The sequence below is a fragment of the Mesorhizobium sp. B2-8-9 genome, from assembly GCF_006439475.1.
Lineage (GTDB): Bacteria > Pseudomonadota > Alphaproteobacteria > Rhizobiales > Rhizobiaceae > Mesorhizobium.
This window is the reverse complement of the sequence record NZ_VFTQ01000007.1, coordinates 63,549-87,497: the sequence shown is the minus strand read 5'-3', so window position 1 is coordinate 87,497 and position 23,949 is coordinate 63,549. Positions and strand designations below refer to the sequence as shown.

Annotated in this window: 19 protein-coding genes and 1 riboswitch; of the genes, 11 read left to right on the top strand and 8 right to left on the bottom strand. The window is 64.2% G+C overall.

What is annotated here, in order from left to right; all coding sequences use genetic code 11:
• Positions 1-41: 41 nt before the first annotated feature.
• Entirely contained in the window at positions 42-500 is a 459-nt protein-coding gene (locus FJ423_RS11125) for a hypothetical protein (protein ID WP_140841640.1), read from the bottom strand.
• A gap of 241 nt (positions 501-741) precedes the next feature.
• Entirely contained in the window at positions 742-1,605 is an 864-nt protein-coding gene (locus FJ423_RS11120; RefSeq protein WP_140841638.1) for a hypothetical protein, read from the bottom strand.
• Positions 1,606-1,973: 368 nt separating this feature from the next.
• Here FJ423_RS11120 and glmM point away from each other — a divergent pair, with 368 nt between their 5' ends.
• The 5 genes from glmM to serA all read left to right on the top strand — a co-directional run bounded on the left by glmM (position 1,974) and on the right by serA (position 8,384).
• Positions 1,974-3,326 (top strand): phosphoglucosamine mutase, encoded by a 1,353-nt coding sequence (gene glmM, locus FJ423_RS11115; protein WP_140841636.1) that lies wholly within the window; start codon positions 1,974-1,976, stop codon positions 3,324-3,326.
• Positions 3,327-3,545: 219 nt separating this feature from the next.
• The gene (locus FJ423_RS11110; RefSeq protein WP_140841634.1) at positions 3,546-4,361 is read left to right on the top strand and encodes an outer membrane protein; all 816 of its coding nucleotides are present in this window, start codon (positions 3,546-3,548) and stop codon (positions 4,359-4,361) included.
• 201 nt (positions 4,362-4,562) lie between these two features.
• Complete coding sequence (locus FJ423_RS11105; RefSeq protein WP_140841632.1) at positions 4,563-5,348, top strand: outer membrane protein; 786 nt, start codon at positions 4,563-4,565, stop codon at positions 5,346-5,348.
• Positions 5,349-5,542: 194 nt separating this feature from the next.
• Entirely contained in the window at positions 5,543-6,718 is a 1,176-nt protein-coding gene (locus FJ423_RS11100; protein WP_140841630.1) for a phosphoserine transaminase, read from the top strand.
• A gap of 64 nt (positions 6,719-6,782) precedes the next feature.
• On the top strand, positions 6,783-8,384 hold the full coding sequence (serA, locus tag FJ423_RS11095) for a phosphoglycerate dehydrogenase (protein ID WP_140841628.1): 1,602 nt from the start codon (positions 6,783-6,785) through the stop codon (positions 8,382-8,384).
• Between the two features lie 94 nt (positions 8,385-8,478).
• Here the strand turns inward: serA and FJ423_RS11090 are convergent, their stop codons facing one another.
• The gene (locus FJ423_RS11090; protein ID WP_140841626.1) at positions 8,479-9,378 is read right to left on the bottom strand and encodes a DMT family transporter; all 900 of its coding nucleotides are present in this window, start codon (positions 9,376-9,378) and stop codon (positions 8,479-8,481) included.
• 322 nt (positions 9,379-9,700) lie between these two features.
• Between FJ423_RS11090 and FJ423_RS11085 the strand changes: the two genes are divergently transcribed.
• Positions 9,701-10,999, top strand: coding sequence for an adenylosuccinate synthase (locus FJ423_RS11085; RefSeq protein ID WP_140841624.1), 1,299 nt, complete (start codon positions 9,701-9,703; stop codon positions 10,997-10,999).
• A gap of 69 nt (positions 11,000-11,068) precedes the next feature.
• A complete protein-coding gene (locus FJ423_RS11080; RefSeq protein ID WP_140841622.1) occupies positions 11,069-12,901 on the top strand; it encodes a hypothetical protein in 1,833 nt (610 codons plus the stop codon).
• A 26-nt stretch (positions 12,902-12,927) separates the two neighbouring features.
• On the opposite strand, the gene FJ423_RS11075 is transcribed toward FJ423_RS11080, so the two are convergent.
• From FJ423_RS11075 to FJ423_RS11060, 4 genes are read right to left on the bottom strand one after another with little or no spacing between them, the layout of a single operon-like run.
• On the bottom strand, positions 12,928-13,227 hold the full coding sequence (locus FJ423_RS11075; RefSeq protein ID WP_140841620.1) for a CcdB family protein: 300 nt from the start codon (positions 13,225-13,227) through the stop codon (positions 12,928-12,930).
• A complete protein-coding gene (locus FJ423_RS11070) occupies positions 13,227-13,469 on the bottom strand; it encodes a type II toxin-antitoxin system CcdA family antitoxin (protein ID WP_095767295.1) in 243 nt (80 codons plus the stop codon). The genes FJ423_RS11075 and FJ423_RS11070 overlap by 1 nt, the downstream gene beginning before the upstream one ends.
• A gap of 55 nt (positions 13,470-13,524) precedes the next feature.
• Positions 13,525-15,339, bottom strand: a complete 1,815-nt coding sequence (locus FJ423_RS11065) for an ABC-F family ATP-binding cassette domain-containing protein (protein ID WP_140841618.1) — start codon at positions 15,337-15,339, stop codon at positions 13,525-13,527.
• Between the two features lies 1 nt (position 15,340).
• Positions 15,341-15,985: a thiamine diphosphokinase gene (locus tag FJ423_RS11060; protein WP_140841616.1), complete on the bottom strand. Its 645-nt coding sequence runs from the start codon at positions 15,983-15,985 to the stop codon at positions 15,341-15,343.
• A gap of 135 nt (positions 15,986-16,120) precedes the next feature.
• Positions 16,121-16,226, top strand: a riboswitch (TPP riboswitch).
• A gap of 45 nt (positions 16,227-16,271) precedes the next feature.
• On the opposite strand from FJ423_RS11060, the gene thiB reads away from it, so the two are divergent.
• The 4 genes from thiB to FJ423_RS11035 all read left to right on the top strand — a co-directional run bounded on the left by thiB (position 16,272) and on the right by FJ423_RS11035 (position 21,542).
• On the top strand, positions 16,272-17,282 hold the full coding sequence (gene thiB / locus FJ423_RS11055; RefSeq protein ID WP_140841614.1) for a thiamine ABC transporter substrate binding subunit: 1,011 nt from the start codon (positions 16,272-16,274) through the stop codon (positions 17,280-17,282).
• A 244-nt stretch (positions 17,283-17,526) separates the two neighbouring features.
• Positions 17,527-19,137 (top strand): thiamine/thiamine pyrophosphate ABC transporter permease, encoded by a 1,611-nt coding sequence (gene thiP, locus FJ423_RS11045; RefSeq protein WP_246680139.1) that lies wholly within the window; start codon positions 17,527-17,529, stop codon positions 19,135-19,137.
• Positions 19,134-19,922, top strand: coding sequence for a thiamine ABC transporter ATP-binding protein (gene thiQ / locus FJ423_RS11040; protein WP_140841610.1), 789 nt, complete (start codon positions 19,134-19,136; stop codon positions 19,920-19,922). Before thiP ends, thiQ begins: the two co-directional genes overlap by 4 nt.
• Before the next feature lie 153 nt (positions 19,923-20,075).
• Entirely contained in the window at positions 20,076-21,542 is a 1,467-nt protein-coding gene (locus tag FJ423_RS11035; RefSeq protein ID WP_140841608.1) for a M48 family metalloprotease, read from the top strand.
• A 171-nt stretch (positions 21,543-21,713) separates the two neighbouring features.
• Here FJ423_RS11035 and FJ423_RS11025 read toward each other — a convergent pair whose 3' ends face one another.
• A complete protein-coding gene (locus FJ423_RS11025; RefSeq protein WP_181174774.1) occupies positions 21,714-23,816 on the bottom strand; it encodes a caspase family protein in 2,103 nt (700 codons plus the stop codon).
• Between the last annotated feature and the right edge of the window lie 133 nt (positions 23,817-23,949).

Here is a 23,949-nt window from a genome sequence, read left to right as displayed (position 1 = left end):
GCGGGAAAAACGGTGAACCGCTTTATCCGCCGTATTTGATTTTATGATTCAGCTTTCAGCCGCGCATTGCAGAGGCTGTAGTAACCGCCGCCTTTCTGGATCCAGCGAAGGCCGTTCAACGTACCCGCTTCCTTGTTGTTGTGGTAACCCTGCAGGCAGGTCTTCATCCGGGCCTTAGCGGGCTTTTCGGTCTTGAACTCGGCGGCGAGGGTGGTTGGGAATGTCACGCCCGCCGGCGCTACCGTGGGGACGACCGCCGCGCTGGTTTCCGTTTTCTGCTGCTCCGCGGATGTGACCGGATCCGGGCTGACGCTCTCCGCGGCGGACGTCGCGCATTTCTCCTTGCGGAAAGCGGCCCAGTCCATGCCGTTCAGAGTGCCGCCTTCCTTGGCCGCCCGATAGGTCTCGCTGCATTCCTTCATCGTCAGCGCGCTCGCAGGTGAGGTGTTCCAAGCGACCAATGCCGTCACAGCCAACGCCGCCAATTTCAAACTGAACATTGAGACCCTCCTGATTGATGATAAGTTTGACATCTTTTTGTATACTGTTTGTTCCCTATATGTTCAACCGGAATCTTTGCGAGCTGCCGACAAACCTGGCGATGGGCAGTGTGGGCAAATTGACGATGCCGACAGTCCCGCCATATGCAGACGCGAGCAAGGCCGCGAGCGTCTTCGCCTGCAACAAAAGGCCCGCGCATCTTGCGAAGCGCGGGCCTTTTCCCTTCGAATAATTAGGCGATCAGCTCTTCAGCTTGGCGTTGCAGAGGCTGTAGAAGCCGCCGCCTTTCTGGATCCACTTCAGGCCGTTCAGCGTGTTGGCATCCTTGTTGGCATAGTACTGCTCGAGGCAGGTATGCATGCGGCCCTTGGCCGGGGTCTCGTTGGCGAATTTCGGCGAGATGGCGGCCGGGAAAGTGACGCCCTTCGGAGCGGTCACAGTCGGCTTGGCCGGTTCCTTCGTGAAAGTCGCCTCAGTCGGCGCAGGCACGGTGTCGTCATCGTCGGCACTTGCGCCGCATTCGGCCTTGCGGAAGTCGTTCCACTTCATGCCGTTCAGCTTGTTGGCGGTCTTCGCAGCCTGGTACTTGGTGCTGCACTCGGCCATGGTCAGGCCCTTGCCGCCATCGGCAGCGGCGGTCGAGGTCTTGGTCGTGGCGGTTTTGGTGGCGGGGGCGGTGGCAGCCGCAGCGGTTGCGCCAGGGCCGCACTCGGCCTTGCGGAAGTCGTTCCACTTCATGCCGTTGAGCGTGCCGGCGGATTTTGCAGCCTGGTATTTGGCGCTGCACTCCTTGGAGCTCAGGCCCTTGGCCGCGTCGTCGGCAGCGGCGGCCGCCTTCGTCTTCTTGGCGGGCTTGGTGTCGGCGGCCTTCGTATCGGTGGCGGCCTTGGTGTCGGTCGCGGCCTTGGTGTCGGTCGCGGTGGCGTCGCTGCCGCACTGGGCCTTGCGGAACTGGTTCCAGGTCTGGCCGGCGAGCGTTCCCGCATCCTTGGCCGCGTTATACTTGGTGCTGCACTCGGCCATGGTCAGCGCGTTGGCCGGCGCCGCCAGGAACAAGGTTGCGACGGCGATACCCGTCAAAGCTGCAAGTCTATGAATAAGCATGGCGTTTTCTCCCTTGCTGCCGCCAATAAGTGTCCCTATGCCAAATCAATAGCTCTCAATGTCCGGTTGCGCCAGATGCTTCCGGCACAGGCGCTCTCACAAAGTGTGTTATTCGCGATAAGGTGATGAATTGCCTGCCGGTTCGCCGCCAGCCAGGCTTTGCCGGGAACAGGGCGCCGACAAGCCTCGCACCGGCAGGTATAGCGCCGCCACGTCAAAGGTGGTGACAGGCTGTCGAATCGCTTGCACCGCCCGCTACAATGTTTTTCTAAGGATTGGTAATATACAATCACGAAATTTGATGATCGGATGCGGCCCAATTTGTGGCAATACGGGCGGCTGAAAAACCGACGGGGACTTTGAGACACATGGCAGGTCAGTATTTCGGCACCGACGGTATCCGCGGACGCGCCAACAAATTTCCGATGACGGCCGAGGTCGCCATGCGCGTCGGCATGGCCGCCGGGCTCTCCTTCCAGCGCGGCAATCATCGCCATCGCGTCGTGCTCGGCAAGGACACGCGGCTTTCCGGCTACATGATCGAGAACGCCATGGTGGCGGGCCTGTGCGCCGCCGGCATGGACGTGTTCCTGCTCGGCCCCATACCGACGCCCGCGGTCGCCATGCTGGTGCGCTCGCTGCGCGCCGACATCGGCGTGATGATCTCGGCCTCGCACAATCCTTACTACGACAACGGCATCAAGCTGTTCGGTCCCGACGGCTACAAGCTTTCCGACGAGATCGAGGAACGTATCGAAGGCATGCTCGACAAGGACATCGAGCTGGCGCTCGCCGATTCCGACGGGCTCGGCCGCGCCAAGCGCGTCGACGGCGTGCATGACCGCTATATCGAATTCGCCAAGCGCACGCTGCCGCGCTCAATGTCGCTTTCTGGGCTGAGGATCGTCGTCGACTGCGCCAACGGCGCGTCCTACAAGGTGGCGCCCGAGGCGCTGTGGGAGCTCGGCGCCGAGGTGGTGGCGATCAATGTCGAGCCGAACGGCTTCAACATCAACAAGGAGTGCGGCTCGACCCATCCGGCCGGCCTGCAGAAGAAGGTGCACGAGGTGCGCGCCGATATCGGCATCGCGCTCGACGGCGACGCCGACCGCGTCGTCATCGTCGACGAGAACGGCACCATCGTCGACGGCGACCAGATCATGGCCCTGATCGCCGAGTCCTGGCACCAGAGCGGGCGGCTGGCCGGCGGCGGCGTCGTCTCCACCGTGATGTCCAATCTCGGGCTGGAGCGCTTTCTCGGCGACATGAAGCTGCAGCTGCACCGCACCAAGGTCGGCGACCGTTATGTGGTCGAGCACATGCGTGCGCATGGCCTGAATGTCGGCGGCGAGCAGTCCGGCCATATCGTGCTGTCCGATTTCTCGACCACCGGCGACGGCCTGGTCTCGGCGCTGCAGGTGCTGGCCTGCATCAAGCGGCAGAACCGGCCGGTCAGCGAATTGTCGAAGAAGTTCGAGCCGGTGCCGCAGCTTCTGAAGAATGTCCGCATCTCCGGCGGCAAGCCGCTGGAGGAAGCTCCGGTCAAGGCGGCCATCGAGGATGCGCGCAACCGGCTTGGCAAAGCCGGCCGCCTGGTGATCCGTCCCTCCGGCACCGAGCCGCTCATCCGGGTCATGGCCGAGGGCGATGATCCGCAGCTGGTCGAAGCGGTCGTCAACGATATCGTCGGCATCCTGCAGGACACCCGCAGCGCCGCCTGAACGCCGTCCGGCAGTTCCTCTAGATCCGCAAGCCCGCCGCCAGGCGGGCTTTTTGTCGCCGGGCGGGCAGATCGGACAACGGCGTTCGCTCTAAAATTGTATAGATTCGTGGTTAATCGGTACGGTTAAACGGCTTTTAACCTTTGCAATTCATTATCCAAACCCGAGGTCAATCATCTTCGGGCGGGAGTCGTCCCGAGGCTTCTTAGGGGTGACAGAATGTTCAAGACAGCAAGAATGGCATTGCTTGCCGCGCTGTTCGCGGGGATAGCCGGACCGGCTCTCGCCGCCGATCTCGCGGAACCGCAAATCGAAGAAGCTCCACCGCCGGTAGTCGAACCGCAGCCGATTGATGTCGGCGGCTGGTATATCCGTGGCGACATCGACTATCACAAGTCGACTTTGCGTGGCATCGACTACATTACGTACGGACCACCGCCCGGCACCAACGATTTCGATTTCGGCAAGCTAAAGGGTGGCTTCTCGCTAGGCGGCGGTGTCGGCTACAAAGTCAACGACTACTTCCGTACCGATCTGACTGCCGACTATTGGTTCAAATCGAACTTCAACGGCCAGACCTCGGACCTCACCACGACATCAACCGAAGTGTCGAGGATGAGCGCCCTGCTGCTGCTCGCCAACGCCTATGTGGATATTGGCACCTGGCACGGCATCACGCCTTACGTCGGCGCCGGCATCGGCGGCGCGCACATCAAGTGGGACACGGTCCACGATCCGAACACCACCGAGACCAATCCGGGGTCATCCAACTGGCGCTTTGCCTACGCTCTCATGGCTGGCGCTTCTTACTGCCTGACCGACAGGGTGATCCTCGATGCAGGCTATCGCTTCACCCACATCCAGGGCGGCCGCATGTTCGAGTTCGATTCGACCAGCTCCGGGCCGGGGTTCGATCATGGCATAAACACGCATGAAGTGCGCGGCGGCCTGCGCTACCAGTTCGGCGGCAACAATGGCTGCGCCGCACCGGTGGTCGCCTATCAGCCGGAACCGGAACCGATCTACACCAAGTAATCGCTTCCTGAATCCTGGAATTTCAAAGCCGCCCGGCGCTAGCCGGGCGGCTTTCGTTTATGCGTCGCCGATAAATGTTGATTGAAATCATTCGGTAACCGGCCGTTATCCTTAACCGCCACTTAACCACTATGGTTAACAATGGCTCCTTGAAACGGCGCCCGCGTTCGCGGCTGGCGCCAATTTCAGGAGCCGGGGACCATGATATCCAGATCGCGTATCGCGTCAGCGCTTGCCGCAGCCATCCTGTTGCCGATGACGCCGGCGCTCGCAGCCGACTACGATCCGCCGATCTATGTCGACCAGGCGCCGGACTACCAGCCGGTCGAGGTCGGCTCCGGCTGGTATCTGCGCGGCGATGTCTCGTATCTGGCGAACAAGAGCTTCAAGAACGGGGATTTCACCTTCCCGTCGACGATCGCCAGCGAAAGTTTTAGCGAGAGCGAGGACGCGTATTTCGCGAGCATCGGCTTCGGATATCATTTCAACGATTACCTTCGCGCCGACATCAACCTCGGCTACCTGCCCGGCAACAAAGCCAGCTTCAGTTATGACGACACAGCAACCGTGGTGGCACCGGCAACGGCGACCGTGGGAGATGGAAACCTCAAGAACTATGCCTTCTCAGGCATATTGAACGGCTATGTCGATCTTGGCACATATGTCGGCGTCACGCCCTATATCGGCGCGGGTATTGGTATCGTTCAAAGCAAATACAGTCTTTCAGCGGATTATTTCACCGACAACGGGGATGCAAGCGACGACTTCTCTCGGCGCAGCAGCAAAACAAGATATTCCTTGGCCTACACATTGAACGCCGGCCTTGCCTACCAGGTCTCGAAGAATGTTCTGATCGACCTTGGCTATCAGTATTTCTCCGCGCCCGAGGCCGAATATGTCACGGCCGCAAGCCTGAATTCCTTCCCTGTCCACAAGGGCATCAGCAATCATCAGATCAAGCTTGGGCTGCGTTACGATCTCTGGTGAGCCACGCAGGCTGAGAGGTTTCGACGGCGGGTCCTAAGGGCCCGCCGTTCTCCTTTCGGATCGAGCGCGAGTTGGAGCGAATATCCCGTCCGCGACAAAAACTTTGCTCTTGACGCCGAAGCTCTGAGCGCATATCGCCGTCCGTGGGCCACCCCTCCCCAACGAGGGGCCACTATCTGGAAGGATAGACCACGATGACGACGCTTAGCAAGCCCGGACTCCGTCCGGCAAACCCCAATTTCTCTTCAGGTCCCTGCGCAAAACGCCCCGGCTGGTCGGTCGAGGCGCTGAAAGCCGCCGCGCTCGGGCGCTCGCACCGCGCCAAGATCGGCAAGGCGAAGCTCGAGCAGGCTATCGAGCTAACGCGCGAAATCCTCAAGGTTCCCACAGATTATCGCATCGGCATCGTGCCGGCGTCGGACACCGGCGCGGTCGAGATGGCGCTCTGGTCGCTGCTAGGCGAGCGCGGCGTCGACATGGTCGCCTGGGAGAGCTTCGGCTCGGGCTGGGTGACCGATGTCGTCAAGCAGCTCAAGCTCGCGGATGTTCGCAAGTTCGAGGCCGGCTACGGTCAACTGCCCGACCTGACGCAGGTCGACTTCGACCGCGACGTGGTCTTCACCTGGAACGGCACGACCTCGGGCGTGCGCGTGCCGAACGGCGATTTCATTCCGGCGAACCGCAACGGTCTGACCATCTGCGACGCGACCTCGGCGGCGTTCGCGCAGCGGCTCGACTTCGAGAAGCTCGATGTCGTCACCTTCTCCTGGCAGAAGGTGCTGGGCGGCGAGGGCGCGCATGGCATGCTGATCCTGTCGCCCCGCGCCGTCGAGCGGCTGGAGACCTACAAGCCGGCCTGGCCGCTGCCGAAAATCTTCCGCCTGACCTCGGGCGGCAAGCTGATCGAGGGCATCTTCAAGGGCGAGACCATCAACACGCCGTCGATGCTGTGCGTGGAGGATTATCTCGATGCGCTCCGCTGGGCGAAGTCGATCGGCGGCCTGGAAGCGTTGATCGCCCGCGCGGACGCGAATGCCGCGGTGCTCGACCGGTTCGCTGAGAAGTCGACGTGGCTCGGCCACCTCGCCGTCGATCCGGCGACGCGCTCGAACACATCAGTGTGCCTCTCCTTCACCGACTCGCAAGTGGCGGCGCTCGACGCCGATAGCCAGGCGGCTTTCGCCAAGGGGATCGTGTCCGCGCTCGACAAGGAAGGCGTCGCCTACGACATCGGCTCCTACCGCGATGCCCCGCCCGGCCTGCGCATCTGGTGCGGCGCCACCGTCGAGACCGCCGATCTCGAAGCGTTGCTGCCCTGGCTCGACTGGGCCTTCGCCACGCAGAAGGCGTCGCTCAAGGCAGCGGCCTGAGTTTCATGGCGGCCCGCGGGCCGCCAGTTCCCGACACATCCATTCCCACGTCAAGGAGGCCGCAATGGCGCCCCGCGTTCTCGTTTCGGACAAACTTTCCACCACCGCCGTGCAGATCTTCAAGGATCGCGGCATCGACGTCGACTATTTGCCCGATCTCGGCAAGGACAAGGAAAAGCTCGCCGAGGTGATCGGCCAGTATGACGGCCTCGCCATCCGCTCGGCGACCAAGGTCACCGAGAAGCTGATCAATGCGGCAACCAGGCTCAAGGTCGTCGGCCGCGCCGGTATCGGCGTCGACAATGTCGATATCCCGGCCGCCAGCCGCAAGGGCATCATCGTGATGAACACGCCCTTCGGCAATTCGATCACCACGGCCGAGCATGCGGTGGCGATGATCTTCGCGCTGGCGCGGCAGATACCGGAAGCCAATGCCTCGACCCATTCCGGCAAGTGGGAAAAGAACCGCTTCATGGGTGTCGAGATCACCAGCAAGACGCTGGGCGTGATCGGCTGCGGCAATATCGGCTCGATCGTCGCCACGCGCGGCGTCGGCCTGAAGATGCATGTGATCGCCTTCGACCCGTTCCTGTCGGACAGCCGCGCCGAGGAGCTCGGCGTTCAGAAAGTCGAGCTCGACGAGCTCTTCGCCCGCGCCGACTTCATCACGCTGCACACCCCGCTGACCGACAAGACGCGCAACATCATCGATGCGGCGGCGATCGCCAAGATGAAGGACGGCGTGCGCATCATCAATTGCGCCCGCGGCGGATTGATCGTCGAGGCGGACCTGGTCGCGGCGCTGAAGAGCGGCAAGGTGGCCGGGGCCGGCATCGACGTGTTCGAGGTCGAGCCGGCCGAGAAGAACCCGCTGTTCGGCATGGAGAATGTCGTGGCAACGCCGCATCTCGGCGCCTCTACCACCGAGGCGCAGGAGAATGTCGCGCTGCAGGTTGCAGAGCAGATGAGCGACTACCTGATCAAGGGCGCGGTCTCCAACGCCATCAACATGCCTTCGATCACAGCCGAGGAGGCGCCGCGGCTGAAACCCTTCGTCAAGCTTGCCGAAGTGCTCGGCGCCTTTGTCGGCCAGGTTACCGAGGATCCGATCAAGGAGGTCGAGATCCTGTTCGACGGCTCGACCGCGACGATGAACACGCGCGCGCTGGTGAGCGCTGCCCTTGCCGGCCTCATCCGGCCGCAGGTCTCCGACGTCAACATGGTGTCGGCGCCGATCATGGTGAAGGAGCGCGGCATCATCGTCGCCGAGGTCAAGCGCGACAAGTCGGGCGTGTTCGACGGCTATATCAAGCTCACCGTCAAGACCGAGCATATGACGCGCTCGATCGCCGGCACCTGCTTCTCCGACCACAAACCGCGCTTCATCCAGATCAAGGGCATCAATCTCGATGCCGAGGTCGGCCAGCACATGCTCTACACCACCAATGCCGACGCGCCCGGCATCATCGGCCTGCTCGGCACGGTGTGCGGCGAGAACGGCGTCAACATCGCCAACTTCCAGCTCGGCCGCAACCGACCGGGCGGCGATGCGATAGCGCTGCTCTATCTCGATGCGCCCTTCCCGGAAAGTGTGCTGGAGCAGGTACGCGCGCACAAGTCGATCGACTCGGCGAAGCGGCTGCGCTTCGACGTCGGCGGCGAGTAACGTCCGGACGTGAAAACGCCCCGCTTGCATCAGCAGGCGGGGCATTCATGAGATGGCCGTCACCCGATGGCCGCTTGCCGGGAAGTTGAGGTATTCACCCCGTCTGCAGCGCTGCTCGGCTGCCGCTGTACTCGGCAAGCGCAATGCCGCCGAGGACAAGCGCCAGCGCGAAGGCCTGATACGCCTGAAACTGCTCGCCGACGATCAGCACCGAAAGCAACGTGCCGAAGATAGGCACCAGATTGATGAACAGGCCGGCGCGGTTGGCGCCGATCAATTCGTTGCCCTTGATGTAGAGGACCTGCGAAACGACCGAAGCGCCAAGCGCCGTGTAGAGCGTGAGCGTCCAGCCACGGGCATCCGGCACGATGACGCGGCCAGACGCGACCTCCCAGACGAAGAAGGGCAGGGAAACCAGCAGCGCGGCAATCGACAGCGCCAGCATGAAACTTTGCCAGCGGATTGCCGGCCTGAGGCGCAGTCCCACCGAATAGAGGCTGTAGCAAAGCACCGCCACAAGCATGATGGCGTCGCCAAAATTGAGCTCGAGCTTCAGCAACTGGCCGAGGTCGCCATGACTTGCCGTCAGCGCGACGCCGGCGATGGTGAGCACGACGCCGACGATCTGCAGAGGCTTCACGCGCAGCCTGAACAGCACGAAATTGGCAAGAATGATGACGATCGGGATGGCTGCCTGCTCGATCGAGACATTGATGGCGGTCGTGTAGTTGAGCGCCGTATAGAAGATGACGTTGAAGATGGTGAAGCCGCAAGCGCCGAGCCCGGCAAGCAGCCTCCAGTGCCTGCGCACTTCGGGCCAATCCTCACGCAGCGTCCGCCAGCCGATGGGCAGCAGGATCAGCACCGCCATCACCCAGCGCAGGAACACCAGCGTCATCGGCGAGACATGGCCGACGGCAAGCTTGCCCGCCACCGAATTGCCGCCCCACAAGAGCATGGTCGACAGAAGGAACAGATAGGCGGCTCGGTGCATGAAGGTTCCGGCCCCTGCGGGTGCTCGAGGGTTCGGCCCGGCCTAGAGTGGCGGCGGCTCCAAGTAAATGATGCGAAAGCCGGAATTTGTTGTGCCTGGACCAGGTTGACGTCTCACCGTTGGCGTCATTTTGATCCAAGTCCTTGAGGGGCGTGGTCACTTGCGGAAGCCTGTTCCCGCTTTTTGGGTTCGCCGGCCTTCGGTTCGGGTCATGCTCCAACGATGGTTTCGGCGGCAAAGAAAGGGTCGCGCCAGCCGTCGCTTGACGCTATAGAGGCCTGTCGTTTCAGGCCGCCCGCGCGGCATTTCAAGGGAAAAGAACATGGCCAATGTGGTGGTCGTCGGCTCGCAATGGGGTGACGAAGGCAAGGGCAAGATCGTCGACTGGCTGTCGGAACGGGCCGATGTGGTCGTGCGCTTCCAGGGCGGCCACAATGCCGGCCACACGCTGGTCGTCGACGGCACGATCTACAAGCTGTCGCTGCTGCCCTCCGGCGTGGTCAGACAGGGCAAGCTTTCGATCATCGGCAACGGCGTGGTGTTCGATCCGCATGCCTTCGTCGCCGAAGCCAAGAAGCTCAAGGAGCAGGGCGTGGAGGTCACGCCGGAACGCCTGAAAATAGCCGAAAACACCGCGCTTATCCTGTCCCTGCACCGGGAGCTGGACGGATTGCGCGAAGACGCAGCCTCGAATTCAGGAACCAAGATTGGCACGACACGACGCGGCATCGGCCCCGCCTATGAGGACAAGGTGGGCCGGCGCGCGGTGCGGGTGATGGATTTGGCGGATCTGGAAACGCTGCCCTTGAAGGTCGACAGGTTGCTGACGCATCACAATGCGCTGCGCCGCGGGCTCGGTCATGCCGAAGCGACGCATGAGGCGATCATGCAGGAACTGACCTCGGTGGCCGCCGAGATCCTGCCTTACATGGACCGCGTCTGGAAGGTGCTCGACGACAGGCGCCGCGCCGGCGAACGCATCCTGTTCGAGGGCGCGCAGGGCACGCTGCTCGACATCGACCACGGCACCTATCCCTTCGTCACCTCATCCAACACCGTGGCCGGGCAGGCCGCCGCCGGTTCGGGCGTAGGCCCCGGCGTCATCGGCTATGTGCTCGGCATCACCAAGGCCTACACGACGCGCGTCGGCGAAGGGCCGTTCCCGACCGAGCAGAAGAACGAGATCGGCGAGTTCCTCGGCACGCGCGGCCACGAGTTCGGCGTCGTCACCGGCCGCAAGCGCCGCTGCGGCTGGTTCGACGCCGTGCTGGTGCGCCAGGCCGTCGCCGTCAACGGCATCAAGGGCATCGCTCTCACCAAGCTCGACGTGCTCGACGGGCTCGACGAGATCAAGGTCTGCACGGGCTATCGCCTCGACGGCGAGACGATCGATTACCTGCCGGCCAGCCAGGGCGCGCAAGCGCGGGTCAAGCCCGTCTACGAGACGCTCGAAGGCTGGAAGGGAACCACGGCCGGCGCCAGAAGCTGGAACGATTTGCCGGCGCAAGCCGTCAAATATGTCCGCCATATCGAGGAGCTGATCGGTGCCCCCGTGGCGTTGCTCTCCACCAGCCCCGAGCGGGACGACACAATACTTGTGACTGACCCGTTTCAAGACTAGTTTCACAGCCCTTCCCGGCGCTATGGCTGATTTGCGGCTGGCGGGAAAAGAATGCAGGTCACCTGACGCATGGCAGATTTCGTTAGTGTTCTGAAAAAGCAGCTCGACAAGAAGGCCGACCCTTCGTTCGAGATGCGCAAGCAGATATACGACGGCGCCCGCGCGGTGCTGGCAAAGAAACTGGCCGAGTATTCCCCGCCGCTTGCGCCCGATGTCGTCAGCAAGCAGAAGCGCTCGCTGGAAGACGCCATTTCCAGTGTCGAGCGCGAGTATGTCAAACGCGTTCCGGCTGAGGATCCGCTGGCGGAGCTGGAGCATATTTTCTCCTCCATCGACCGCAACAAGAACCAGCCGAGCCATTCCCGCCAGCCGGCGGCGCCGGAACCCGCCAAGCCGGATCCGTTCAAGTCCGAGCCGTTCAGGCCGTCGCCCGCGCCCGCCAGGACCGAACCAAGCTGGCAAAGCGGGCCGAAGGCGGAACCCGCGCGGCAAATCCCTGCGAAGGACGAGCCAGTCTGGCAGAACACGGCAAGGACCGAGCCGAACTGGCAGACCGCGCCAAAGGCGGAACCAGCCTGGCAGAAGGCGCCGCCGCCGATGCCGTCGCCGCGCGAAGACGATGTAGGCCTGGCGGGCATGGACGATGCCGATGACGGCAGCGATGTCTTTGCCAATGACGAGCAGCCGGCGGCCGATACCTTCCAGCGCCTGCGGCCACAGCAAAAGCGCAAGCGCAGCTATGGCGGCTTGATCGCCGCCGTCGTCGCGCTCCTGGTGCTGGCCGGCGGCGGCTACGGCATATGGCTGAACAAGAATGCGTTCGGGTCGCTCTTCGGCCTTGGCGGCGGTGGCAGCAAGACGGCCTCGACAGAGCCGCTGGTCAAGCCGGCTCCGGCCAAGCCGGCGACGGAGACGGCGGCCGCGCCGGCTGCGTCCGGCGCCGGCGAGGCGGCCGACACCAACAAATTCACGCAACGCCTGACGCCCGAGGGCAAGGAGACGGATCCCGGCCCGGCCGGCGGACAGCCCACGATCGGCGAAGGCGAATCCGTCGCGGCGCTGACCTCGCGGCCGCCGGCTACGCCGGCGACGACCCCGCCTGCTCCGGCAGCGGCCGCTCCGGCCGCGCCTGCTCCGGCCACGCCGACGCCTGAGGCGCCTGCCACCGGAGCGCCGGCGACCGACGCGGCCAATCCAACGCCGCCCGCAGCCGGAACCACACCGCCGGCGGCTAACGCGGCAACGCCGCCCGCGGCCGGCGCCACGCCGCCTGCGGCAGCGACAACGCCGCCGCCTGCGGGCACGACACCGGCTGCGCCGGCGCCTGCGACCGCCGAGGCAACGGTGCCAGTCGGGCAGAAGGCGATCTTCTATGAGGAGCGCACCAGCACGCAGCAGGGCACGGCCGAGCCAGGCGGCATCGTGTGGTCGCTTGTGCAGGAATCGCCCGGCGGCGACCTGCCGCCGGAACCGGCGATCCGAGCCGAGGCGACGATTCCGGGCAAGAATATCCAGCTGCGCATGACGATCCGGCGCAACACCGACCAGACACTGCCCGCCAGCCACATCATCGAGATGATCTTCCTGACGCCGGAAGGGTTCGACGGCGGCGGCGTCGACAACATCCTGCGCATCGCCATGAAGAGCTCCGAACAGGATGCCGGCAGCCCGCTGATCGGCATCCCGGCCAAGATCGCCGACGGCTTCTTCCTCGTCGCGCTCAACGACACCAAGGCCGACGAGGACGCCAACCTGACGCTGCTGAGAGGCCAGGCCTGGATCGACGTGCCGGTGGTCTACAAGACCGGACGCCGCGCCCTGCTCACCATGGAAAAGGGCATCCCCGGCGAGAAGGTTTTTGACGAGGCGCTGAAGGCCTGGGCGGCGAAGACATCGGGGTGATGGCAGCGGCGGTTTTAAGCCGCCGCTCAGAAGCCCTGAAACAGCATGTCGAGAGCGGCGACGATCTCGTCATGATGCCTGCCAAGGTTTCCTTCTGCCGCCCGCAATTCGGAAGCCGTCACAGCCGAAATGAACTGAGTGACCATAACGTGTTCCTTGCCATCGATCCTGAAGATCGGGTTCAGCCTGCGTGCCGGCAGCGGTGCGATGTTGGGGGGCAGAAGGGGAACGACGACGTTGGTATCGAGCTGTTCTAGTATGTCGGACTGGACATCGAGGAGATAACCGTCGCTTCCCGGGCTTCGGTAGAAATCGTAGCGAGCCATCAAAACAGCCGGTACTTGGCCAAAGGCAGACCGTTACGCTTGACGTATTCGTTAGAGCTTTCGAGCGCTTCCTTGTTCTCCTCCTGCCAGCGCCGGATCTTCTCGGCAGAAATTGCCTTGGCGATTCCTTGCTCGGCGGCGCGGGACATATTGATACCCAATGCCTTGGCCTCCTCGATCAATCTCGAATCGATCGAGGTGTTTACCGATTTGCGTTGCGGTTTCGCAGTTGATTGGAGCACGGCAGCCTCTCTATTCCATGCGCATAATATAAGCGCATAGAACGTGCAGGCAAGCCTACCCTTCCATCTCTTCGCGCAGCATCTCCAGTTCCAGCCACTCTTCCTCGAGCGCGGCAAGCGTCGTGCGCTCCTTGTCGAGCGCGGCGACAGTTTTCTGGAACGAGGCGGGATCGCGCTCGTAGAAGGAGGGGTCGGCGATGTTGTTCTCCAGTCGCGAGATCGAGGCCGTCACCGCTTCGATCTTCTTAGGCAGCGAATCCAGTGCAAATTTCTGCTTGAACGAGAGCTTTTTCGCGGCGCCTTTGGTGGCCGCCGGTTCGGCTTTCGGTCCAGCCTCGCTCGCCTCGGTCTTGGACTTTGCCTTGCGGTCTTCCAGCCTGGAGCCGCCGCGCTGCGCCAGCATGTCGGAATAGCCGCCGGCATATTCGATCCAGCGGCCGCCGCCGTCCGGCGCGATCACGCTGGTGACGGTGCGGTCAAGGAAGTCGCGGTCGTGGCTGACCAGTATCACGGTTCCGGCAAAGCCCGCGACAAGCTCCTGCAGCAGCTCCAGCGTCTCCATGTCGAGATCGTTGGTCGGTTCGTCCAGCACCAGAAGGTTCGCCGGCCGCGCCAGCACGCGGGCCAAAAGCAGCCGCGCGCGTTCGCCGCCGGAAAGCTCGCGCACCGGCGTGCGGGCCTGCTCCGGCTTGAACATGAAATCCTTCATGTAGGAGACGACATGACGCTGCTCGCCATTGACGACAAGGTTCTCGCCGCGTCCGTCGGTGAGGTAATGCGCCAGCGTCTCCTGCGGATCGACGGCCTCGCGCTTCTGATCGAGCGTCGCAATATCGAGATTGACGCCAAGCCGCACGGTGCCGGCGTCCGGCGCCAGCTCGCCGGTCAGCATCTTCAACAATGTCGTCTTGCCGGCGCCGTTCGGGCCGACCAGGCCGACGCGGTCGCCGCGCTGGATGCGGGTCGAGAACCCCTTGACCACGGTGAGATCGCCAAAGCTCTTGTCGATGTTCCTGGCCTCGATCACCAGCTTGCCGGACTCGGCGGCGTCGCTGGCCACCATCGTCGCGGTGCCCTCTGCGCCGCGATGGCTGCGGAAGCGCTGGCGCATGGTTTGCAACTCGCCGAGGCGGCGCATGTTGCGCTTGCGCCTGGCGGTCACGCCATAGCGCAGCCAATGTTCCTCGCGCACGATCTGGCGGCCGAGCTTGCGCTGGTCGCGCTCTTCCTCTTCCAGCACCTGGTCGCGCCATTCCTCGAAATGCGCAAAGCCCTTGTCCAGCCGCCGCGTCTGGCCGCGGTCCAGCCAGACAGTGGCGCGCGTGACGCGCTCGAGAAACCGGCGGTCATGCGAGATCAGGATCACCGCGGAGGAGGTACGAGCGAGCTCTTCTTCCAGCCATTCAATCACCGAAAGATCGAGATGGTTGGTCGGCTCGTCGAGGAGCAGGATGTCGGGTTCCGGCGCCATGACGCGGGCAAGGGCGGCGCGGCGCGCCTCGCCGCCGGACAGGTCGTTCGGCCGCTCCTCGCCGGTCAGGCCAAGATGGTCCATCAGATAGGTGGCGCGATGCGGATCGTCGGCTGGGCCAAGGCCCGCCTCGACATAGGCGCGCACGTCGGCGAAGCCGTCCATGTCCGGCATCTGCGGCAGATAGCGGACCGTGGCCGAGGGCTGGCGGAACACCTCGCCATCCTGCGGCTCGATCATCCCGGCGGCGATCTTGAGCAGCGTCGACTTGCCCGAGCCGTTGCGTCCGACCAGCGCGATCTTCTCGCCGGCGGATGCGCTGAGCGCCGCGCCGTCGAGCAGCGGGGTGCCGCCGAAAGTCAGTTTAATGCCGTCGAGGTTGAGGAGTGGCGGCGCCATGTCAACTTTCTGGAAGAGGATAGGGGTGGGCCAGAAGCAGGGCCCGGCCGCGCTCCAGCGCGATGCCAAGCTGCCCTTTGACCTCATTTGATATAGTGAGCGAGGAACCGAACGCCACCTCGACGCGGTCGAGCGGCCATTTGGCGCCGGTGACCGTCAGGCCGGACAGGTCGGAAAAGCCGAGCACCGAAAACAAGGTGCCGTCGTCATAGTCGAAGCTGGCCTTGCTGGGCAGGATGGGAGCGCCTTCCTGCGCGCCACTGGTCAGCAGCACGGTCGTGCCAGCCTCGGCCAGCCGCACGGCCAGCGCCAGATGCAGGAAGGCATGGTCGGCGCGCTTGCCGCCAAAGGCGCCGGCCAACACGAGGCTGGTGGCGCCACGCTGAAGCGCTTCCGCTATGGCGAGCTCGCCATCGGTCATGTCCTTCTCGGCCGGAAAGACTTTTCGCGGCACGGCGGCGAGGTCATCCGGCAGGTTCGCCGGCACCGAGTCGAAATCGCCGACCCAAAGTTCGGGGACAAGTCCAAGCATGCGGGCATGGCCGATGCCGGCATCGGCGGCGATGACGCGCGAGCCTTCGATCTGGCGTTCGAGCCGGGGCGTGCGGACAAGCTCGCCGCCAAGCAGGATGGTGAATGTGCCCATGGCCGTCGCCCTTACCAGCCCGTCGGGCGAAACGGAAGCGGGATGCCGTGCGCTTCGGCTGCGAGGGTACCGGCGAACATTAGCTGCCCGGCAAACTTCCGCTTGCGCGCCGCTTCGGCCGGGCCTATCTGTCGAAACGCTCTAACGGGGTGCCGGACGTGATCCGGCTGAGAGGCGATCAAGCCAACCCGCTGAACCTGATCCGGTTTGTACCGGCGGAGGGATTAGACGTTTCGGACCATCCGGCGCCTCAATTCCTTGTCACTCGAACGAAGGAGGCGCCGATATGCGCGCAATACTGTCCCATCTCATTCTCGCAACCGGCTTAGTTTCGCTTCTGGCGGGCGTCGCGCCTGCCGCTGCGAAGGACAAGCTCACCGTCTATACCTATGAAAGCTTTACCGCCGATTGGGGTCCCGGCCCGGCGGTGAAGAAGGAATTCGAGGCCGAATGCGGCTGCGATCTCGAATTCGTCTCGGTGGCCGACGGCGTGGCGCTCCTCAACCGCGTCAAGCTCGAAGGCGCCGGCACCAAGGCCGACATCGTGCTCGGCCTCGACACCAATCTCACCGCCGATGCCAAGGCGAGCGGACTGTTCGCGCCGCATGGCGAAGTCTCCGCCATCGACGTGCCTGGAGGCTGGAGCGACGACACTTTCGTGCCTTTCGACTACGGCTATTTCGCCGTCGTCTATGACACGCAGAAGCTTAAAGTCCCGCCGAAGAGCCTGAAGGAGCTGATCGAAGGCGCCGGCACGGACAAGATCGTCATCCAGGACCCGCGCACCTCGACGCCCGGTCTCGGGCTGCTCTTGTGGGTGAAGTCGGTCTATGGCGACAAGGCGCCGGAGGCCTGGGCAAAGCTCAAGACCAAGGTCCTGACGGTGACGCCGGGCTGGAGCGAGGCCTATGGCCTGTTCACCAAGGGCGAGGCGCCGATGGTGCTGTCCTACACCACCTCGCCGGCCTACCATATGGTGGCCGAGAACACCGAGCGCTACCAGGCCGCCTCGTTCGAGGAAGGCGAATACCTGCAGATCGAGGTTGCCGGCATCACCACGACGGGCGCGAAGAACCCGCTGGCGCAAAAGTTCATCGCCTTCATGACCGGACCGAAATTCCAGGATGTCATTCCGGAAACCAACTGGATGTTCCCAGCCGGCAAGACCGACAAGCCGCTCAACCCGGCCTTCGACAGACTGGTGAAGCCGACCAAGACCTTGCTGTTCAGCCCGCAGGAGGTCGCCGCCAACCGCAAGGCGTGGGTGGATGAGTGGCTGGCGGTGATGAGCAAGTAGGATCGCTATTCGCGCAAGATGATCGCTCTACGGCGCCCCCCTCTGTCCTGCCGGACATCTCCTCCACAGGGGGGGAGATTGGCCGTCATCGGCGGTTTCGCCAACTGGCAACGTTGCAGTGATGAGCGAGGCGCGGGCGCTGCTGATCTCCCCCCTTGTGGGGGAGATGTCCGGCAGGACAGAGGGGGGCGCGAAGGAACGCGGCGTTTGCTGAATTCCACCACGGTGCAACGTGCAAGCCGCCGTGCACCCTGACTCCCGCGTCACCGCCGGCGTCGTCGCGCTCGCAGCCATCGCCCTCCTCATCGGCGGTGGCTTCGCCGGCCTCGCCGTCGAAGGCGCGCACGATCTCTCCGGCGCTGCCGCCGCCTTCGACAATTATCTCCTGCGCGTCGCCCGCTTCACGCTGTGGCAGGCGGCTCTCTCGACGCTGCTGTCGGTCGCGCCGACGCTGCTCGTGGCGCGCGCTTTGTCGAGGCACCCAAGTTTCCCGGGACGCCGCCTGATCCTGCAATTGTTCACCGTGCCGCTGGCCTTGCCGGCGATCGTCGCCGCGCTCGGCATCCTGGCGCTCTACGGTCGGGCCGGATATTTTGCCGGCGTCTTCGCCGGACTTGGCGGTGCGGATTGGCCGGGGATCTACGGCCTCTCCGGCATCCTTGTCGCGCATGTCTTCTTCAACCTGCCGTTGGCGACGCGCCTGTTCCTCGAGGCGCTGGGCACCGTGCCCGCCGACCAGTGGCGGCTGGCGAGCCAACTCGGCATGAGTGCCTGGCCGGCCTTCCGGCTGATCGAATGGCCGGTGCTGCGCGCGGCGCTGCCGGGGATTGCCGGGCTGGTCTTCATGCTCTGCATCACCTCCTTCACCATCGTGCTGACGCTCGGCGGCGGTCCGGCCGCGACGACGCTGGAAGTGGCCATCTACCAAGCGCTGCGCTTCGATTTCGATCCTGCGCGGGCCGTAACGCTGACGTTTCTTCAGATCGCGCTCACCTTCGTCGTGGTCGCAGCACTCACGCGGCTCGGCGCCAACACGGTCGGCGACGCCAATCTGCCGGTCGCGCCGCGCCGCTACCTTTCGGCGGGCCGAATGGAAAGCGCGTTGAATGCAGGCCTCATCATGCTTGCCCTGCTGTTCGTCGCCGGACCGATGGCGGCGACGCTGCTTTCAGGCCTGGAGGCCGATCTCGGCCGGCTGGCAGGCGAGGAAGCGGTGCGCCGCGCCACCCTCACCAGCGCGGGCCTTGCCCTGCTTGCAGCGCTTCTCAGCGTGACGCTGTCGCTGGCGCTGATCGCGGCACGGCGCGCGCTGGCCCTGCGGCGCCGGGCAGGCGGGGCCATGGGCCTGCTCGAATATGCCGCCGACACCGGCGCCGGCTTCGTGCTCGTCGTGCCGCCGATCGTGCTTGGCGCCGGCTGGTTCCTGGCGCTGCGCCACGTCACCGATGTCTTTGCCATCGCGCCGGTCATGGTCGTCGCCGTCAACGCGGTGATGGCGATGCCCTTCGCCATCCGCGCCGTTCGCCCGGCCTATGACGCGGCGAGCGAACGCCATGAGCGGCTTTGCCTGGCGCTCGGCATATCCGGCTGGAACCGGCTCAGCCTGATAGACTGGCCGTCGCTCAGGCGGCCTTTGGCGACCGGCTTTGCCTTCGCCATGGCGCTATCGCTTGGCGATCTCGGCGTGATCGCGCTGTTCGGCAGCGATTCCGTGCAGACCTTGCCCTATCTGCTTTTGGCGCGCATGAGCAGCTACCGGACAGCCGACGCCGCGGGACTTGCCTTGCTGCTCGGCCTCGTCTGCCTGATGCTGGTGGTCGCCGCGGACTGGCTGGGGCGGGAAGGAAAGTCATGACGACGACCATCGACGGCATCGCCGCGCAAAAGGGTCTCCCCGTCGCGCTGGATGGCGTCTCGTTCAGCTATGGCGAATCCTCCTTCAGCTTCGACGCCGAATTCGCAGCCGGCAGGATCACCGCCATCATGGGGCCGAGCGGCTCCGGCAAGTCGACGCTGCTCAATCTGATAGCCGGCTTCGAAGTGCCCGATGCGGGCAAGGTCCTGATCGGCGGCGTCGGTCTCGGAAACACGCCGCCTTCGGCGCGGCCGGTGTCGATGGTGTTCCAGGAAAACAATTTGTTTGCGCATCTTTCCGTCGAAGCCAATGTCGGGCTCGGCCGCTCGCCATCGCTGAAACTCGGCGACGCCGATCGCGCCGGGGTCGCCGAGGCGCTGGCGCGGGTTGGTCTTGCCGGTAAGGAAAAGCGGCTGCCGCGCGAGCTTTCCGGCGGCGAGCGGCAGCGCGTGGCGCTGGCGCGCGTGCTGCTGCGCGACCGGCCCGTTTTGCTGCTCGACGAACCTTTCGCGTCGCTCGGCCCGGCGCTGCGCGACGATATGCTGGACCTTGTGGCTGGCATTCATGCCGAGCGCGAAATGACGGTGTTGTTCGTGACGCATCAGCCGGAAGATGCGCGCCGCATCGGGCAGGACGTGGCATTTCTCGACGAAGGCACGATCGCGGCAGCCGGGCCGGCCGAGGATTTCTTCGATCGGTCTGGACCGGATGCATTCAGACGCTATATCGGCGATCGAGGCGGCACCGTTGCCGGATCACAACATGTTGCCCGGAAGCGGACATAATTTATGGCCAAACCGGCAATGGGCGATCCGGCGTTTCCTTGCCTTGTCCGGGGGAGTATGGCTAGGTCCGGCCATGCTGGTCCGGATGGGCCGTGATTTGCCGAAAGATTTGGAAAGGAAGCCGACCTGTCGAGCGGCGCTGAGAAGGTGTGGATGAAGCCGCTGGCACGATTTCTCGCGCTGGCGAGCGTCGCCGTGCTGGCGAGCTGCCAGATGTTCACGCCGCCGGACGTGCAGGAGAGCGGCTTCCAACCTTCCGATAAGCCGATCACCGTCGACAATGTCGTGGCCAACGCCAAGCTCGCAGAGATGGCGAAGGCGCAGCACCCGCGGATTCTCGCCACCTATGGCGGCGAATATTCCGACCCAAAGCTCGAACGCATGGTGGCCAAGGTCGTCGGCAATCTGACGGTGGTGTCGGCCAACCCGACCCAGACCTATCGCATCACCATCCTCAACTCGCCCAACGTCAACGCCTTTGCGCTGCCGGGCGGCTATCTCTATGTGACGCGGGGCCTGCTGGCGCTGGCCAACGATTCCTCCGAGCTTGCCGCCGTCATCGCGCATGAGATGGGCCACGTCACCGCGAATCACGGCCTGCAGCGGCAGCAGCTCGAAGCCGAGGAGGGCCTGGCGACCAAGGTGGTCTCCGATGTGCTCGGCGACAGCCCGACCGCCAAGGCGGCGCTGATCCGCGGCAAGCTCAGGCTCGCGCAATTCTCGCGCAACCAGGAACTGCAGGCCGACGCCATCGGCATCAAGTCGATCGGTGAGGCGGGCTATGATCCCTATGCCGCCGGCCGCTTCCTGCAGTCGATGTCGGCCTATACGGATTTCCGCTCGGTGAGCGGCGCCACCGACGCCAGCCTCGACTTCCTGGCGACGCACCCGAACACGCCGCAGCGTATCGAATTGGCGCAGCGGCTGGCGCGCAATTTCGGCCCGCCCGGCGTCGGCACGCGCGACCGCGACGCATTTCTGGCCGGCATAGACGGCCTGCTTTACGGCGACACGCCGGAAGAAGGCTATGTGCGCGGCCAGACCTTCATGCATCCCAATCTCGGCGTCTCGTTCACCGTGCCGGACGGTTTCGTCATCGACAATTCGGCGGCCGCCGTGACCGCGACCGGGCCGGGCGACATCGCCATCCGCTTCGACGGCGTGGCGATCGACAAGTCCGTCTCGCTCACCGATTACATCCGCAGCGGCTGGGTCGCGGGGCTGGAAGACGCCAGCGTGCGCCAGGACACGATCAACGGCAACGACGCGGCGACGGCGCATGCCAGCGCGCAAGGCTGGCAGTTCGACATCGCGGTGATCCGCGCCGGCGGCCAGGTCTACAGGCTGCTGACGGCCGCGCCCTCGGCCAGCACTTCGCTGGACCCGGTGGCGCGCTCGGTCAGCGGTTCCTTCCGCGTGCTGAGCCCGGCCGAGAAGGCGGCGCTGAAACCGCTGCATATCCGGGTCGTCACCGTCCAGGCCGGCCAGACCATGGGCTCGCTCGCCGCGCAGATGGTCGGCGTCGACCGCAAGCTCGATCTGTTCCGCGTGCTCAACGCCATGTCGCCGGGCGCGACTGTGTCGTCCGGCGACAAGGTCAAGATCGTCACCGACAAATAAGACCGACGTCCCGCTTTCCGGCGGCTTCCGCTTGATGGTGATGGCGTTTCGTTGAATCGCCATCACGATCCTTGTTGGAGCATGATGTCGTCCGAAACCGGTTCCCACTTATCGGGATCATGCTCTCTCGACGCTGCCGTTCGGTTGGCTGCGTCCACGCCATCGCTGCTGCTATCTGATCCCGTCAGAGCCGCCGGTGCTGCCAGTATCAGTGCCGCCGGAATCAGTGCTGCCGGTGCTGCCAGTGTCGGTGCTGCCGGAGTCAGTGCTGCCGGTACTGCCAGTGCCGGTGCTGCCAGTGTCGGTGCTGCCGGTGCTGTCACCGTCGGTGCTGCCGCTGTCAGATCCGCCGCCGCGGGGCTCGGGGTGATCGCCGCCATTGCCACGCCAAGATGCGGATCCGGTGCCGTTCGGTATGCGCTTGGCCGGTATCTTGGTGACCGGTGGCGGCGCTTTTGGCGCGGGGGTACGGACCACCTTTATCTTCGTGACCACTTTGGTCACCACCTTGGGCTTGCACACCGGGACCGTCTTTTCGCTACGCTTGGGCGAGAGACCGAGAATGGCCATCGAATAAGCCTCCTGCCGGTCGATGCCGGCTCGGAGGAAAGCCAAGGCGCGCGCCGGATCGGCGGGCACGCCGTTGCGGCCTTCCTTGAAGATCACCGCAAGGTCCTTGGTGGCATCGACATGCCCCATCGCCGCTGCCTGGAGCAGCAGGTCCAGTCCCTTGCCGGTGTCGCGCTGGACGCCGACACCGTCGAACAAAGCGCGCCCCAAGGCAGTCATGCCGTAGGGATCTCCCTTGTCCGACGCCTGCGCATAGAGGCTGTTGGCCTTGGTCAAATCCGGAGCCGCGCTCATTCCGGATGCGGCGATGTAGCCGAGCTCGTACACGGCACGGACGTGCCCCTTATCGGCCGCCTCCTGGATCACATTCCTCGCTTCGTCGATCCGGCCCGACGCTAGCAGTGCCCGCCCCAACTCGTAGCGGAAGCGCGCAATCTCGGGATAGGACTTCACCGCCGCCTCGCAAGCTTCGACAGCTCCGCCGCCGATCTCGTTCGGCAAGCGGCCCGAGACAACGCCCTGCAGGTCGAGCGGCTCGCCGGCGGCTTGGTCGCAAGGGTCGACGCTCGGCGAGAGTTGCATCGTCGACCGCTTCGCGGCGCTGCCCGCGCGGATATCGAAGCCGACTTCGACGGGCGCGACCGAACCGATCTGCGGCTCGTAGCGCAGTTTGTCGATCTCGGCGGCCGTCAGGCTCGATTGCGGCGAAAGCACACGATCGGGCAGGGACAGCGTGCCGGCCGCCGGGTAGCTCGCAAGCTTGAGGCTAATAGAGGCATCCTTGGCCGGAAGCTCCAGTTTCAGCGGAACCGGACCGACGCCGAGCGGGACACGGATGTCGCGATTATCCATCGCTTCGGCAGCCGCCGCGATCTGGATTCCGCGTTCCGCCGTCTGCTGGTCCTGCTCAGCTTCCGGCGGCGGCGCCGGTTGCTCCGCCCCGCGCATCAGCACGACGTCGTCGATCAGCGAGGAGTTCTCCCACGGAACCTGCTTGCCGTTGGTGGCCTTGACCACGTCGCGGCGGACGGCCGCCATCACCGAGCGTATCTCCTGGTCCGGCGTCAGCGCACGGCGGGAGAAGGACGACGAAAACGGGCTGAGGTCGCCCGACCCGTCATAGGCGACCGCCCCCGGCTCGGTGGCAAAGGCAATCAGCGTGTTCTGCGAACCCGTTACCTGCGCAAGGCCGCTGCCGCCGGCGACGATCAACTGGTCGCGCAGCCAATAGTCCTTGCGCGGGAAAGGATCGTTGCGACAGGCGTCGAGGATGATCATCTGGACCTTCGATCTCGAGCGTAGCTGCCGCAATATGTCATTGACCTTGATGGCCTGGACCTCCATGTCGGCCGCATCTTTCAGCGACGCATCGACCGGGATCAGGAAATTCTCTCCGCCGATCTGGAAGCCGTGCCCCGAATAATAGACGACCGCCAGATCGGCGCCGTCCGCCGCCGCCAGATAGTTGCGGAACCGTTCTTCGAACTGAAGCTTGGTCAGGTCCTTGGCGGCGAACACCTCGAAGCCGGCCAGCCGGAATGTCCTCGACACGTTCTCCGCGTCCTTGTCCGGGTTCTTGAGCGTCGGGATTTCGCGGTATTGCGAATTGCCGATCACAAGGGCAACCCTTCGCTCGGCATGCGCTTGAAACGTCGTGAGACCCACGAGGATCAAGAGTGCAATCAGCGCGCAGCATCGCAGCATGGCAAATCCCCCATGTGGTGTGATCTGGAGGAGTCAAAAAGCCGATTGCGGCGCAACAGTCTGTTAAAGAGCTCACAATCCTAGTTATTACCGAGGAAAAATTGCCCCGATGACGGCGTGCTCTTATTAATAA

What these genes read in the sequence shown, in the direction of transcription:
- FJ423_RS11125 (WP_140841640.1), bottom strand. Translation starts at nt 500, where the DNA reads ATGTTCAGTTTGAAATTGGCGGCGTTGGCTGTGACGGCATTGGTCGCT.
- FJ423_RS11120 (WP_140841638.1), bottom strand. Translation starts at nt 1,605, where the DNA reads ATGCTTATTCATAGACTTGCAGCTTTGACGGGTATCGCCGTCGCAACC.
- glmM (WP_140841636.1), top strand. Translation starts at nt 1,974, where the DNA reads ATGGCAGGTCAGTATTTCGGCACCGACGGTATCCGCGGACGCGCCAAC.
- FJ423_RS11110 (WP_140841634.1), top strand. Translation starts at nt 3,546, where the DNA reads ATGTTCAAGACAGCAAGAATGGCATTGCTTGCCGCGCTGTTCGCGGGG.
- FJ423_RS11105 (WP_140841632.1), top strand. Translation starts at nt 4,563, where the DNA reads ATGATATCCAGATCGCGTATCGCGTCAGCGCTTGCCGCAGCCATCCTG.
- FJ423_RS11100 (WP_140841630.1), top strand. Translation starts at nt 5,543, where the DNA reads ATGACGACGCTTAGCAAGCCCGGACTCCGTCCGGCAAACCCCAATTTC.
- serA (WP_140841628.1), top strand. Translation starts at nt 6,783, where the DNA reads ATGGCGCCCCGCGTTCTCGTTTCGGACAAACTTTCCACCACCGCCGTG.
- FJ423_RS11090 (WP_140841626.1), bottom strand. Translation starts at nt 9,378, where the DNA reads ATGCACCGAGCCGCCTATCTGTTCCTTCTGTCGACCATGCTCTTGTGG.
- FJ423_RS11085 (WP_140841624.1), top strand. Translation starts at nt 9,701, where the DNA reads ATGGCCAATGTGGTGGTCGTCGGCTCGCAATGGGGTGACGAAGGCAAG.
- FJ423_RS11080 (WP_140841622.1), top strand. Translation starts at nt 11,069, where the DNA reads ATGGCAGATTTCGTTAGTGTTCTGAAAAAGCAGCTCGACAAGAAGGCC.
- FJ423_RS11075 (WP_140841620.1), bottom strand. Translation starts at nt 13,227, where the DNA reads ATGGCTCGCTACGATTTCTACCGAAGCCCGGGAAGCGACGGTTATCTC.
- FJ423_RS11065 (WP_140841618.1), bottom strand. Translation starts at nt 15,339, where the DNA reads ATGGCGCCGCCACTCCTCAACCTCGACGGCATTAAACTGACTTTCGGC.
- FJ423_RS11060 (WP_140841616.1), bottom strand. Translation starts at nt 15,985, where the DNA reads ATGGGCACATTCACCATCCTGCTTGGCGGCGAGCTTGTCCGCACGCCC.
- thiB (WP_140841614.1), top strand. Translation starts at nt 16,272, where the DNA reads ATGCGCGCAATACTGTCCCATCTCATTCTCGCAACCGGCTTAGTTTCG.
- thiQ (WP_140841610.1), top strand. Translation starts at nt 19,134, where the DNA reads ATGACGACGACCATCGACGGCATCGCCGCGCAAAAGGGTCTCCCCGTC.
- FJ423_RS11035 (WP_140841608.1), top strand. Translation starts at nt 20,076, where the DNA reads ATGAAGCCGCTGGCACGATTTCTCGCGCTGGCGAGCGTCGCCGTGCTG.
- FJ423_RS11025 (WP_181174774.1), bottom strand. Translation starts at nt 23,816, where the DNA reads ATGCTGCGATGCTGCGCGCTGATTGCACTCTTGATCCTCGTGGGTCTC.